The organism is Daejeonella sp., assembly GCF_046590655.1.
In the GTDB taxonomy this organism is placed as follows: domain Bacteria; phylum Bacteroidota; class Bacteroidia; order Sphingobacteriales; family Sphingobacteriaceae; genus Daejeonella.
Genome location: NZ_JBKJUM010000128.1, coordinates 1 through 14693, shown reverse-complemented (window position 1 = coordinate 14693; position 14693 = coordinate 1). Strand labels below are relative to the sequence as shown.

Below are 14693 nucleotides of genomic sequence, written 5' to 3'. Positions count from 1 at the left end.
TGGTTGTAACATTTTTAACGAGCATTTCTGCAGATCCGGCCTGGAGACTGTAGATGGTGGCACTTGCAGCAGTTCCCAAATTCAACTGATATGTACCTGTCCGCCCTTTCTCATCAGGGATTACCAGGACATACATTTTCCGGCCGTTGTAGTCATATACATCCACAAGGGGATCCTGACTTAGCGTTTGCTGATAGGTATAATTACCCATCAGGTTGGTGGTTTGGAGAATATAATCTGCCGCAGGCCTGCGATTAAGCCCTTCAACCAGTCCCGAGGAACCATACTGTATGGAGCTATACGTATTGTCATCAAACAATTGGTAGAAGAATAACTTTTTAATACCGCGCCGTGCATATAATAAGGATGATCTTAAAATCCAGTCTGCCTGGGTAATCAAAGCCGACTTATTGCCAATTGCGATAGCCCGTTGCGGGCTGCCTGAATTAATATCATAACCGGCTTCGGTAACCCATACGTCTATGCCTTTCGCGTAATCTCTTGACATGGCAACAAATTCATCAGCAACACGGCCTATTTCACTTAATTCCGGAGCTACTCCCCGGGTAGCAGTTCCCCATTGCGTAGACAGAGCATCATTGGAATAGAGGTGATAGTTAATCACATCGAAGCAAAGATCCACCGATCCGTCTACCCGGTACCCGCGGTTTTCCCTGCACCAGGCAATCATGTCCTTCACATAGTTCACATCTGCTTTCGAAAGACCCGCCATCACGACCTTCATCGTGGGATCGGCTGTTTTGACTCCTACGTTTCTGCCTAATCTTCCTTTATGCCCGTCATAGAAAGCGGATAGATGTGCAGCATATTGACGGCCAGTCTGATAGGCTCTTGGTCCAACCCACCATCTGTCGCGTTCATTATCCGCCTCAATATATTTGATCAGGTCCATGCCGATTTTAACTTCATTAACCGGATCGGCGGTCCAGCGCGGGGTACTGTTTACCGTAACAAGCGCCGGATCTACATTTGGGTTAGCACCATAACGTGCCGCGAATTGAAAGGCAGCTTTCGCCTGCGCGATATAGGAGGCAGGGTCTTCAAGATTTGAACCATACGGTGCAGGAACATTGTTGGCATCTCTTTGCCCCTCAGGGTACGTGTTGTAAAGCCAGTCGGGAGCTTCTTTCAGGCAACTCAAGACAAAAATACCGTCTTGTTTGCACCTCTGATAGATGGCATCATAGTTCCAGCCTCCTCTTCGCGTCGGATTAAACGTGTACTGGCCCGGGGAATCTTCGAGCTTTTCCCAGTCCATATAATGGCGTACACCACTAAAGTTTTTAATCAAAGCCATTTTAGGCTCATAAATGGTTGTGCCATTGCCAGGGTTATTTGGATCCTGTAGAAAGTTCCACTCATAGGTGTTAATGCCAAACATGTTTTTAAGGATCACACCATTTGTGACCGGAGTGGGTGCTGGTGCAGGACTATTTCTCGGCGCTTTGCGGGCTAATAGTTTATCCGCGATTTTAAATTGTTGCTCAGGATCTTTCTTGCAAGAAAAAAGCATGGCACAGGACACTAGTCCTACGAATAGGTTTTTCATTTTCACTAGAGGTAAAATTTAAAGGATTAATTCAGATAGGTTTAATGCGATCTCTTAGTCTACGCGTTTCACACTAAAGGGTTACAGTTGATACTACATTTGGTCACTCGGAGCAATTTGGTGAATTATCTAAATTCAAATCCTTCAACGTGAACCCGTGTCATAAAATTGTCAGCTGTGCAAATTTTTATCAAAATTTAGCGCCAGTACGCTCTTTTCAGAAGTCTTTTGTATTGTAATCAATTTGACTTCAACATTTTAATTCGACTCGATTGTTAAAATTTGATTCATTCTAAATAGACTAGACTCACGCTAAAATCGATGATGCAATCAAACAATGGCATTATTTTTGGGCATGATAAGCGTAGTCATCTAAAAAAGCGGCCCTATCTACTTATAAAGTTACCGTGGTGTTTTCAATATGAAAAAAGTATTAGTGGTGGACGATAATGAGGACATTCTTAACGTCATTAGCATCATATTGGATATGGAGGGTTTTGAAGTACAATGCTGCGATAACGGTCATTGCATATCTGATTCTATAACTTCCTTTTGCCCCGACCTCATCCTACTCGATATTATGCTGGGTGATATGGATGGAAGGGAAATTTGCAGGGCCTTAAAAAGGAATCCCAAAACTGGACATATTCCGGTTATTATGATCTCTGCATCACACAGCCTATATGATAGTCAGGAAGAGTTTTGTTTGGCTGATGATTTTATTTCTAAGCCATTCGATATCGATAATCTGGCCAATAAGGTTAATCAGTATATTAATTAACAGTTCACCTTCCGGTTGTATACAGTTCCCATTTTGTTATTCGCAGTATAATTTATTATTTAAGCCGGCGGCCTGAGAACTTCAGGCCACAGCTCGTGCCTGCCTGGCACTCTGCCTGATCATCTCCTTGATTTCCCAACGCGTCTTTTCATTTCTGACCATGTCCAGATTTAAAGTGTGTATGCACTCTGATGTATGAACGTTTAACTGGCAAAAGCGGGTGCTGATATGCGTAATATCATGTACCGGAACAGAAACCATTTCCCCTTTGTCTGTATCCAGGTAGCTTAAAGTCCCGTCGGTAATATCGATAAACGATATTCTGCGACGCCTGATGACCAACATAGCAATTACTATAATGAATACCAGTCCCGGCAACGCATAGTAAAGGTTTAAAGCTGTTGAATTATACCAAGCAATAGCCGAAGTGCTTAGAATCAGTAACGACAGAAAAATCCTTTCCGTCCATAAACGAGTGTTCCTCAATGAACGGTACTGCGTGATGTTGTGATGATATGTCATTTTCCCCAGGTTTTTACCTGCTTACGTTGATTAAGTAAAAAGGTTTCAATCAGTTACGAACAATGGCTACCCCCTTTCCTTCTCCGCCCAGCCCATCAACTAACAACTAACAACAACCAACTAATTTTCTTTTTCCTAAATTGCACTCATCCCAATAAACCAACCATTATGAAATACTTTTCCTGTTTACTTTTAACTGTTCTGGCTGTTTCTGAAGCAGGACTCGTCAGCGCCCAAACAGTTTCGGGCTTTAGCAAATCCAACCCTTTTTATGCTGTTAGCACACTGCCTTTTCATGTGCCGGCTTTTGATAAGATAAAAAACGGCGACTTCAAGCCGGCTATGGAAGAGGGTATACGGCAACAGATGGCGGAGATCCAAAAGATCACCAATAATACTGCACCTGCAACTTTTGACAATACTTTAGTGGCGATGGAAAGAAGCGGCCGTCTGCTTAACCGCGTGGGAGCAGTGCTGAACGTGCTTACTGGCGCTTATACAAATCCGGAACTACAGAAGGTAGAGCAGGAGATGGCGCCCCAACTGTCCGCAAATAATGATGCCATTTACCTGAATACGAAACTGTTTAAAAGGGTTGAGGCCATTTATAATCAGAGAGCGAAATTAAAGCTGGAAGCTGAATCGGCACGCCTGATCGAATATTATTATAAAAATTTCCTGGCTGCCGGAGCGAAGCTTTCAGAAGCAGATAAGGAAGTTTTGAAGAAACTTAATCAGGAAGAAGCGACGCTGCGTACCAAATTTGGAAGTCAGCTTCTGGCAGGCTCAAAAGCCGGAGCGCTGATTGTAGATACAAAAGAAGAACTGGCTGGTCTGACGGATGCAGCAATTGAGCTTGCAGCCCGGAACGCGAAGACTGCTGGCCATGATGGAAAATATTTGCTGGCCCTGCAGAATACCACCCAGCAGCCCGACCTTGTTTCGCTGAAAAACCGTGCTACACGCCAGAAGCTTTTCGAAGCTTCATGGAACCGCACCGAAAGGAATGATGTGAATGACAATCGCCCAATAATCTCTCGTCTGGCACAGATTCGCGCCCAAAAGGCTAACATGATCGGCTTCCCGAGCTTTGCTGCATGGAAGCTCCAGAACCAGATGGCCAAAACACCTGAAACTGTTGAGAAGTTTCTGGCACAGCTCGTGCCTGCTGCTACGGCAAAGGCTAAAGAGGAGGCAGCTGAATTGCAAAAAGTCATCGACCAACAGAATGGCGGATTTAAACTGGAGGCATGGGATTGGAACTTCTTTTCTGAACAGCTCCGGAAAACTAAGTACGATCTTGATGAAAATGAAATAAAGCCTTACCTGGAAATTGATAATGTGCTTCAGAAAGGTGTGTTCTATGCCGCAAACCTGCTTTATGGAATAAGTTTTAAGGAGCGTAAAGATCTTCCGGTTTACCAGGAGGATGTTCGCGTATTTGATGTCTACGACAAGGATGGGAGCCAAATGGCCATTTTCTATGCTGATTTTTATAAACGAGATAATAAACGCGGCGGCGCATGGATGAGCAATATGGTGGGACAGTCTAAGCTTTTCGGTACCAAGCCGGTCATCTACAACGTCTGCAACTTCACGAAACCGGCTCCGGGGCAGCCCGCCTTAATATCTTACTCCGACATGCGCACCATGTTCCATGAGTTTGGGCATGCCTTGCATGGCCTTTTTGCCGATCAGAAATATCCGAGCCTTTCAGGCACTGCAACGGCACGCGATTTCGTTGAATTCCCGTCCCAGGTTAATGAAAACTGGGCAATGGATCCGAAAGTGGTAAAAAATTATGCAGTGCATTACAAAACCGGAGAACCGATGCCTCAGGCAATGCTGGATAAGATCAGAAAGGCTGCAACTTTTAATCAGGGTTACTCATTCACCGAAATGCTTGCTGCCCACAATCTCGACTTGCAATGGCATAGCCTTAAACCTGGTCTCCCTCTTCAGGACGTAAATAAATTTGAGCAGGATGCACTCACCAAAACGGGCCTTAATCTGTCGCAGGTGCCGCCCCGCTACCGCTCTTCTTATTTCAACCACATTTGGAACAGCGGTTACTCCGCAGGGTATTACGCCTATTCATGGACCGAAATGCTATCGGACGACGCATACTCCTGGTTCGAAGAAAACGGCGGCCTCACCCGTGCTAACGGACAGCGTTTCCGCGATATGGTCCTTTCGAGAGGAAATACTATCGAACTTGGAAAAATGTACCGCGACTTCCGCGGCCACGATCCGGATATAAAACCGATGCTGAAGAGCAGAGGACTTTAGTAAGTTGACACCCGATAGCTATCGGGTTGACGGTGTCTTACAAGCGTACCTAATGAGTTGAAAGTTGAAAGTGGAAAATTTGCCAACTTCAGACGGTAGGTACGCTCGCGCTCCCCGTTTTTCAAGGGTAGCTGTGCCGTTTCTCGCGGGACTGAGGGGTCCCGGACAAAATCAGAATAGCGACAAGAGATTATTAATAAAAGAAATATTGCGTACACTTACATCGTTAAGATCTAACCTGCCTGCCGGCAGGCAGGCAACCTAAAACTTATTACTTACAACTTATTACTCACCTCCAATGTCAAAAACAAAACTAACAATCAACAACAACGGTTCAGTCAAAATAGAAGGCGATTTCGAGATCGTCGATAGAAATGGAAATGAGTATGGATTGCAGGGAAGGACTGTTCTTTCGATATGTCGCTGCGGACTTTCGAAAAATAAACCTTTTTGCGATGGGGCTCATAACGGGCATTTTGAGCATGAAGCGGTGGCATTCGATTTGCCGCCGAAGAAAGTTTAGTTAATTAAAAATTGGGAATGGAATGTTGAGTATTGACTAAACGCTATAAATTGGCGCGATTAATTTCCATTCTCAATTATTGAAATTAACCAGCCCAATCAACTCTTCTCTCTCCATTGAGATTAGGTCCGCAGGCTTTATTTCAAGCACACTGGATATCACAAATAAACGCTCAAGGGTGATTCTGCTATATCCGAGTTCAATCTTGCTATATGCATTTTGTGAAATATTGAGCTTTGCAGCTAGATAATCCTGGGTATAGTCGCGGTATTCTCTGAGTTTTCTTATGTTTGACGCTATAGTCTTTGCCTGCTTTAATGCTACTTCTTTCATAAAATACATGTTAAATGCTTAAAATATAAACGCTTTTTTCTGGGGAACGGTTTTTGTTATAGGAATCTTTTTTATAGGTATATTTGTAATAAATATTTAGCTCCCCATGCGTGTTGTTGTCCTGTCATTTATATTCTTAATTTCTTCTTTATCATCGAAGGCCCAGAACCCCGTGCTTGCGGTTAACCGGGTGGATAAATTTACTAAGGAACTGATAAAGCAGACTTCACTTTATTCCTTTAAAGACGGGAGCACGACGAAACTTCATTTCAACGTAAGGAGTGTTGATGAGAACCATTATCTGCAATTCAATGTCCCGCAAGCTGTAACTATAAAAAAAGGCACAGAGATTACCCTGATCATGGGAAATGGAAAGACTTTAAAACTGGTAACAGACAATGATATCATTTCTCTGAACGAATCAGATATCAGTAAGAGAATGATCGTTTGTACCCTTGATGAGGCCGGAATTGCCGCCTTATTAAACCAGGAGGTAGTTTCAATTCGCGTTCCAACAGCAAATAAAGGTATCCTCAACCTCAACCTCGCCGCTAAAGATAAGCCGATGATCAGAACAGCTATGGGGCTTGTGAGTCCGAAACTGGTAGCAAAGAAGTAATAATGCCAGTTAAACAAGTTTGCCATGTATGATCCAAACGGAACTCCAAATACAGAAGCAACAGAAAAAGCAGCCCTTTATCCCATTGCCATGCCACGGCGCTCGTAGGGTATCAGGTCGGCAACAATAGCTAAAATCTGTGCGCCGATCAGTCCGCCGAAAATACCAGCTACAATTCTTGCTAAAAATAAAAAGGTCTGACCGGACGGGCAGGCTTCGCTATGCACCCAATGACACTGCGATTCAGGCGGGCAATCTCTGGTGGGTTGTCCTTGCGAGCGGAGCGAAGCAATCTCTGCGACTATTACATGAGATTGCTTCTAGTTTTATGGAATTTCCCCCTAAATTCACTCCTATAATAAATCCTATCCATGAGAGCATTTCTGTCTGCCTTATTCCTGCTTAGTTTGGTATTTCTTTCCGAAGTCAGTATGGCTCAAAGAAATACCGCTAAAACCTGGGAAGCATCCTTTAAGGAGGTAGATTCATTAGCAGTAAGCGGCCAGCCTAAAGAGGCCTACGCCCTGGTTAATAAGCTGGCCGATAGGGCGAGGGCCGAAGGCAATAGTGTGATGCTGATTAAGTCTGTAATTCACCGGATGCTTTTTCAAAGTAAGCTTGAGGAGGACTATCTCGCAAAAATTGTTGACTCTCTTAGAAAAGATATCAGTACTGCAAAGCAGCCAGAGAAAAGTGTTCTTCAATCGCTGCTTGCGGAGACTTACTGGAAATTCTTCCAGGATAACAGGTACAGGATCAGTCAAAGAACTAATTTGGGCGCTGATCCGGGATATAATATCAGGACATGGTCTTTGAAGAAAATCATTGATGAAGCTATAAAACAATTTCTCGCTTCTGTATCTAATGCTGAGCAACTGCAGCGTGAAGATCTGGGAATTCTGAAGAATCTTTTGGCGGGTGACTCCAGCTCGCGGAATTTGCGTCCAAGCCTTTATGACCTGCTGGCCCACCGCGCCATTGATGTCGTTATGAACCCAGCTTCGCAATTAGGTGCATTTGCCGGGGATGAATTTATTATGAGCGATCCGAATTGGTTTTCAGATCACCGGGTGTTTTCGTCAATGAGCCTTCCTTTGTTGGATAGCTCTTCATTTAATATGGCCGCTGTAAAAATCTTCCAGGACCTTCTTAGATATCATGCCAAGGGGAATAACCTGGCAGCCATGGTTGATGCAGATCTTAAACGACTGAAATTTATATATCAGAAAAGTACAGCTGAAGAACGGACCAGCTATTATTTAAATGCTCTTCAAGCGCTCGGAGAGCAGGCGAAGGGTACCGAAATCTTTCCGGATATACTGTATGAGCAGGCATGGGTTTATACTTCTATGCAGAACAATAGAGGAATTTGGAAGCATGACTTCCGTAAAGCCGTAGAGATAGGTGAACGGATTATTAAAGAAAACCCGAAGAGTCTCGCCGCTCATAGAGCAGAAAATATTCTAGGCCCTCTCAGAAAAAAGAGTATTACTATGGAGATAAGTAGTTTTAGTCTTCCGGGAAAACCTATACTAATCGAGCTCTCCCATAAGAACAGCGACACAGCTGTCATTAAAGTGTACAAGACATTCATGGGTGAGAATTATCTTTATTTTAATAACGAGCCGGATTTTGAGTCGTTTATGAGAAGTCATAAAAAAGTGCTGGACTGGACTGTAAAATTACCGGAGTACTCAGATTATGAAGTTCACACGCTTATTGACAAAATTGAGCCCCTTCCGGCAGGTGATTATATATTAATTGCTGCTTCGGGTACTCATAAAAGTCAGGCAGGATATACTGTCAGTAGTCTCGCATTTAAGGTCACTGCACTGGGGGTTACAAACCGGCCTTTTGAGGGTGTCCAGCAATTTGTGGTTCTCGACCGACTTAGCGGACAGGCAATTGAATCTGCGAAAGTTCAGCGAATGTTTTCAGAATATTCTCATAGTAAAAAAGTTGAAGGCTATGGATCGGTCTTTCTGACAAACAAAGAGGGAATGGCGTCTATTGCCAATTATCCTAACGATCGCCAGGTATTGGTCAGCCACAAAGGGGATTCTTTAATGGTTTCGTCGAGAGCTTGGTATGGAAATGATTCGGGAAGAAACCAGCCTCGTTTAATTTTATTTACAGATCGGCCAATATACCGGCCCGGCCAAATTTTATATTTTAAAGGGTTGCTAATACAAAATGAAAACACTGGTAAAAGCATCGTTCCCGGCCAGTCTGTTAGTATCCATTTTGAAGACATCAACCGTAAAGATATCGGGAAGTTATCGTTCGTTACTAACGATTACGGTACCATTCAGGGCTCATTTACTATTCCCACAGGAAAGCTGAATGGCCAGATGCAGTTAGTCAGCAGCTACGGAAGTATAAGGGTTCAGGTAGAAGAATATAAAAGGCCAGGATTTGAAGTGATTTTCGACAAGCCGAACCAAAAGTACTTGCTAAACGACAGTATCAAAGTAAGGGGTAGAGCAATAAGCTATTCAGGATACTCACTGGGCGGGGCTAATGTAAAGTATACAGTTTACCGCATACAATATCCAAATACCCGAATGTCTGTATTTACACTTGAGCAGCAGATTGCAACAGGCGCTTCCAAAACAGACCCGACGGGAAGTTTTATTGTGCACTTCTTGGCATCACTGAAGCCGGGGTGGAAAGGAAATCTTACTTATGTAGTAAAGGCTGAGCTGACTGATTTAAGTGGCGAAACGGTAAGCAGTTCCAGGGTTATAAATGCCGGTAGAAATGACATCGTTCTTGAATCAAACCTGCCCTCTGAACTTTTTCTCGATGATCGAACCGACAGTCTTCCCTTTACTCTGACCAATCTGAACGGAGAACCGGTAAGCGGTAAACTGAAAGCCGACTGGACTCTTTTACAGGATCCCGGGCGGTTAATGAATGTAAGCCGTTTTTCTGAGAAGCCCGATAAGTATGCCTTGAGTAAAGAGGAGTTCCTAAAAGTATTCCCTTTTGAAGCTTATCAGGGAGATGATGATCCGGCAAATTGGCCAGTATCCCGTCTCGTGCTGCAACAGGAAGTTAATGCGCTTTCCGGATTGGGGACTGTAAACGTAAGTTCGGAAAATCTTCCTCCTGGCTATTACAGGCTTGCTTTATCTGCAGTAAATAATAGCGGCGATACCATAAGTGCGAAAAAGATTATCAGGGTATATCATGATCAGCCTTTAAGGATTCAAAGCATGAAGGAATGGCTCCGTGTGAAAGAAAGTACTATCCAGCCTGGTGAGGCCGCAGAATTTAGAGTTGCCGGAGCACTGCCGGTGAGCCGGGTTTTCTATGAAGTTTATTACCGCGAAAGGATAGCCGAAAAAGTATGGATCAACACTTCCTTACAACAACAGATCATACGGATTATTCCGGAGAAAGGCTGGGAAGATGCCTTCGCCGTGCAGTTTACCATGGTGCAAAATGGTGTTGTTTATAACATACTTCACACAGTTAATATTAATGATCCTGCACGTGAACTTGATATAAAGTTTTTAAGCTTTCGAGATAAATTACAGCCTGGTGAAAAGGAAAGCTGGCGTTTAAGTATCAGTTCGAAAACCGGCGAAAAGCAAATGGCAGAGCTTGCCGCTACTCTCTATGATGCTTCTTTAGATGATTTGAAGTCGATGAGTTGGGGTACGTCAATCGGCCAGACATATAGGTATGAAATCTTCAGATGGGGAATAACACAAGATTATCTGCGAACTTCCTTTGAATTAGGATTCTACCGTACTCCTTCCGAAATCAGGCAATTAGCGGGCAGGAATTACGAGTATTTATACAAGTACACACCTAATGATTTTGGAAACTACCAGTTAGGTTATAATAATTACATGAGAAAATTGGTAGCCTCACTTCCGAAGTTACCTTCACTTTCTGCACAAAAACGTCTTAGCGAACTTCAGAAAGGCAAAGCCTTTTATGGTATAGTTAGCGACAGATACGGAGCGGTATTGCAGGGCGTACATGTAAAAGCAGGTATTAAAGGGGCAATCACAGACGCACATGGAATATATGTTATAAATGCCAAACCCGGCGATTTGATCCAATTCAGCCTCATCGGTTTTGAATTTACCAATATGAAGGCGGGGCGGAAACTCCGAATCGACGTAAATTTAACAGGTTATGCAAACCCCTTGAGTGAAGTAATTACAACAGCATACGGAGTTTCGAACGCAACAACTAGCGTTACATTACAGCGAAAGTCAGTCATGGCAGGAAACGTTGCCGGTGTTGATTTGGTCGAAGAGCATTCGATCAAAGATTTCGCATCTGTGGAGGCTTATAACGAGAAAACGAATACATATATAATCAACGGCCGTCCCGTAGCAGGGCCTGAGCGCATTACTCCAAGGACCAATTTTAACGAGACGGCATTTTTCTATCCCCAGCTTCGAACAGATGATAAGGGCCAGATCATTATCGACTTTACAATCCCCCAATCGCTTACACGGTATAAGATGATTGGTTTTGCTCATACTAAAGATCTGAAGACTGCTACGATTAGCCGTACGCTAATCACCCAAAAGCAGCTGGCCATCTCGGCCAATGCGCCGCGTTTCTTCCGCGAAGGCGATACGATTTTGTTTGCAGCGAGGTTAAACAATCTTTCGGGCAAAAAACTGAAAGGTGAAGCTAGTGTTGAGTTCAGAAACGCGCTGAATGGTAATATCATCCAGACCTTTTCTCAAAATACAAAGTTCGTTCGGGGTTTTGATATCAGCAATGCAGGAAATGAAGCTTTAACCTGGGAGCTGGTTATTCCAGCGGGTATTTCCGCAATTTCTTACAAGATGCTCGCTGAGTCAGGACAATTCAGTGATGGCGAAGAAATGATCATTCCCGTGTTGCCTAATTCTATGCTGGTAACCGAGAGTATACCGCTTAATGTTAGGGGAAATACTGAAAAATCCTTTACTCTGGAGAAATTGACCCAGTCTGCTCAGTCAGGCACTCTGCGCAATCACAAATTGACTCTTGAATTCACTTCTAATCCGTTATGGTATGCTATCCAGGCATTGCCTTATATGATGGAGAACCAGTCGGAATGCACCGAGCAGATATTTTCCCGCTACTATGCCAACAGTTTCGCCAGAGGCATTATTAACAGCTCGCCTGAAATAAAAATAGTATTTCAAAGCTGGCAAAAGGTGGATAATGGAAAGGTATTATTATCAAACCTGGAGAGGAACCAGGAACTTAAATCAATTTTGCTGGAGGAAACGCCCTGGGTGAGAGCTGCGGAGGATGAAACCGAAAGAAAAAGAAGGCTTTCAGTTTTATTTGATCTGAACAGGATGGCCTATGAGTTGAGGAGTAACCTGGATAAACTCGCTCAAATGCAGCATTCTAACGGATCGTTTGCATGGTTTCCGGGTATGTCTGACGACCGCTATATCACGCAGCACATTGTTTTGGGCATGGGGCAGTTAAAAAAGCTGAAGCTGATAGATGCAGGGGATCTCCCCCAGTTTAATTCGATACTTGACAGGGCATTAAGATTTTTAGATGGCAAAATTAAGGAAGATCATAGCACGGAGATTAAACGCAAAAATATTGGCTATTTGCCACTGCATTACTTATATGCCCGGAGCTATTTCGACAGGACAAAGGATGAAGAACTTAACAAGATAACCTCAGAGTATCTGAAAAAAATAGCTGAAAGCTGGCGCACAATGGAACCCTATCAGCAGGGGCAAGCTGCATTGGTGCTCCACCGCTTTGGCCAGTCGCTGGAAGCGCAGAAGGTTATAGTTATGCTAAAAGGTAATGCGCAGCACAATGATGTAATGGGGATGTACTGGATTTCCAACCGTACGGGCTGGTGGTGGTACCAGAACCCGATAGACACCCAATCACTATTAATAGAGGCCTTTGGGGAAGTGGCTTCTGACCTGACTTCAGTAGAGGAGATGAAAATCTGGCTACTAAAGATTAAGCAAACCACAGATTGGAAATCTACTAAAGCTACTGCCGCAGCTTGTTATGCACTGTTAATGCAGGGTACTTACCAATTGACTGTAAGCACCGAACCGGATATTGCACTAGCAGGGAAAACCTTAAGTGCCTCAGGCTTTCCTGCCGAGTCAGTAGAAGCCGGAACAGGTTACAGGACGACCAGCATTAATGGTCCCCAGATAAAACCCGAAATGGGTAATATCGTGATAAAGAATAGCAATAAGAACATTGCTTGGGGAAGTCTTTACTGGCAATATTTTGAACAGCTTGATAAGATCAAGCGAGCAGAAACAGGAGTCAGGATTAAGAAGGAACTGTTTCTTCTGGAAACAAGTAATACAGGAACGGTGCTACATCCACTCAATAATAGTCTTGCGCTCAAGCCTGGAGATTTGCTGAAGGTACGGATCGAGATCTATACAGACCGGGATATGGAGTATCTGCATTTAAAGGATATGCGATCTTCAGGTTTTGCTCCTGTTAATGTGCTTTCCGGGTACAAATACCAGCACGGACTTGGATATTACGAAAGTACAAAAGACGCCTCCACGAACTTTTATATTTCTTATCTAAGAAAAGGAGTTTATGTATTTGAATATCCGCTAAGAGTAAGTCACTCCGGTAATTTTTCAAACGGAATCACTTCATTACAAAGCATGTATGCACCGGAATTTACGACACATTCGGAAGGAGTGAGGGTTAGCGTTAGATGAAGTGAACAAGGAGCATGGAGCAAAGACAATTTCCCGTAGATATAGCTCGGAGGATACGAATAAACGTGAAATCACATATCTATAATCACAGGTCCAATACTTTTCGGTAAAACCCCCGGTCCTTGCTCTTTGTTCCTTATGTCTTGTGTCTCCGCTTTCCCTTCCCAAAAACTTATATATTTGCCGAATGAGAACGGTAGTAATAGTTGCACTGATAATTGCAGTACTATTGATTATCCGATACCGTAATATTCGTAAGTTTTAACAGTGGCCTAAGGCATAGTAGATAATAACGAATACTACGATTGTACCTAAACAACCGCCACCTAATTTGGATGCTCCCCATCCTGCTATTAAACCACGAAATATATTGTTCATATTAAAGAGTTTTGAATAAATTTTATTTATAGTAAACCTTAAATGAGATAAAAGGTTTGAATATAATAAATGGTTTAGGATACTGGAAATTATTAAGAAAGTTATTTTAATGTTTCACACTTGGGTTTATCTAATTTTGTCTATTTTTAATCCGATTAACCCGGACACAAGCATCACAGGCATTAATAATTGCTTTACGGTTAATTAATTAGATTATGGCTAGAAGGATACTAATTTGTGATGATGATGAGGACATACTTTCAATTTGTACTTATATACTTGAAGAGAAGGATTGGGAGGTACACACGCGTAACCATTGCAAGAATATAGTCGAAACAGTTCAGGAGATTATGCCGGATATAATTTTGATGGATAACTGGATCCCTGATATCGGCGGGATTAAAGCAACTCAGGCTATCAAATCGACTCTATCTATCAGCCACATTCCAATCGTTTACTTCTCAGCTAATAATGATGTCAAGGCCCTGGCCCGTGTCGCCGGTGCAGACGATTTCCTCGCTAAGCCATTTGATATTGAAGATTTGGAGAGGATGGTTACAAGCGTATTAGAAAAGTAGTACGTTTTACGCTTGGGCTGAATAAGTTGTAGGTTATAAGTTGTAGGTTATAAGTTATAAGTTGTAGGTTATAAGTTATAGGTTATAAGTTGTAGGTTATAAGTTATAAGTTATAGGTTATAAGTTATAGGTTTTAAGTTTTGTGATTACTGATTTCAAATAGGGGAGCTTTCGTTACATCGCCACAAACAGAAGAAAATTTATATGTTATGGGTTTTATTTACTCATAACTCAAAACACATAACAGAAAACCGGCAACAGTTTACAGTTTTCTGCTTTCTTCCAGCAGTTGCGCTTTATCGACAGGTACAACTCCCACATGTTCGCATACGAGTCCGCCGGCAAGGTTTGCTATTTCGGCAGTTTGAAATTCATCCAAACCGGCAGCAAGGCATAATGCCG

The 14693-nt window shown here is 43.0% G+C and carries 9 protein-coding genes; 6 read left to right on the top strand and 3 right to left on the bottom strand.

Annotated elements, in window-relative coordinates:
- On the bottom strand, positions 1 to 1570 hold a 1570-nt coding region (locus ACLL8Z_RS12020; RefSeq protein WP_411275034.1), incomplete at its 3' end, for a hypothetical protein.
- Between the two features lie 421 nt (positions 1571 to 1991).
- On the opposite strand from ACLL8Z_RS12020, the gene ACLL8Z_RS12015 reads away from it, so the two are divergent.
- Positions 1992 to 2351, top strand: coding sequence for a response regulator (locus tag ACLL8Z_RS12015; protein WP_411275033.1), 360 nt, complete (start codon positions 1992 to 1994; stop codon positions 2349 to 2351).
- 81 nt (positions 2352 to 2432) lie between these two features.
- On the opposite strand, the gene ACLL8Z_RS12010 is transcribed toward ACLL8Z_RS12015, so the two are convergent.
- Positions 2433 to 2873, bottom strand: coding sequence for a hypothetical protein (locus tag ACLL8Z_RS12010; protein WP_411275032.1), 441 nt, complete (start codon positions 2871 to 2873; stop codon positions 2433 to 2435).
- Between the two features lie 168 nt (positions 2874 to 3041).
- Here ACLL8Z_RS12010 and dcp point away from each other — a divergent pair, with 168 nt between their 5' ends.
- Both dcp and ACLL8Z_RS12000 read left to right on the top strand, forming a co-directional pair.
- The gene (gene dcp, locus ACLL8Z_RS12005) at positions 3042 to 5162 is read left to right on the top strand and encodes a peptidyl-dipeptidase Dcp (RefSeq protein ID WP_411275031.1); all 2121 of its coding nucleotides are present in this window, start codon (positions 3042 to 3044) and stop codon (positions 5160 to 5162) included.
- Positions 5163 to 5460: 298 nt separating this feature from the next.
- A complete protein-coding gene (locus ACLL8Z_RS12000; protein WP_316737732.1) occupies positions 5461 to 5685 on the top strand; it encodes a CDGSH iron-sulfur domain-containing protein in 225 nt (74 codons plus the stop codon).
- A 72-nt stretch (positions 5686 to 5757) separates the two neighbouring features.
- Here ACLL8Z_RS12000 and ACLL8Z_RS11995 read toward each other — a convergent pair whose 3' ends face one another.
- Positions 5758 to 6018: a helix-turn-helix domain-containing protein gene (locus ACLL8Z_RS11995; protein WP_411275030.1), complete on the bottom strand. Its 261-nt coding sequence runs from the start codon at positions 6016 to 6018 to the stop codon at positions 5758 to 5760.
- 106 nt (positions 6019 to 6124) lie between these two features.
- Here ACLL8Z_RS11995 and ACLL8Z_RS11990 point away from each other — a divergent pair, with 106 nt between their 5' ends.
- From ACLL8Z_RS11990 to ACLL8Z_RS11980, 3 genes are all read left to right on the top strand, one after another.
- Positions 6125 to 6637, top strand: a complete 513-nt coding sequence (locus tag ACLL8Z_RS11990) for a hypothetical protein (RefSeq protein ID WP_411275029.1) — start codon at positions 6125 to 6127, stop codon at positions 6635 to 6637.
- A 371-nt stretch (positions 6638 to 7008) separates the two neighbouring features.
- Entirely contained in the window at positions 7009 to 13335 is a 6327-nt protein-coding gene (locus tag ACLL8Z_RS11985; RefSeq protein WP_411275028.1) for an MG2 domain-containing protein, read from the top strand.
- A 593-nt stretch (positions 13336 to 13928) separates the two neighbouring features.
- Positions 13929 to 14291, top strand: coding sequence for a response regulator (locus ACLL8Z_RS11980; RefSeq protein WP_411275027.1), 363 nt, complete (start codon positions 13929 to 13931; stop codon positions 14289 to 14291).
- Positions 14292 to 14693 lie beyond the last annotated feature (402 nt).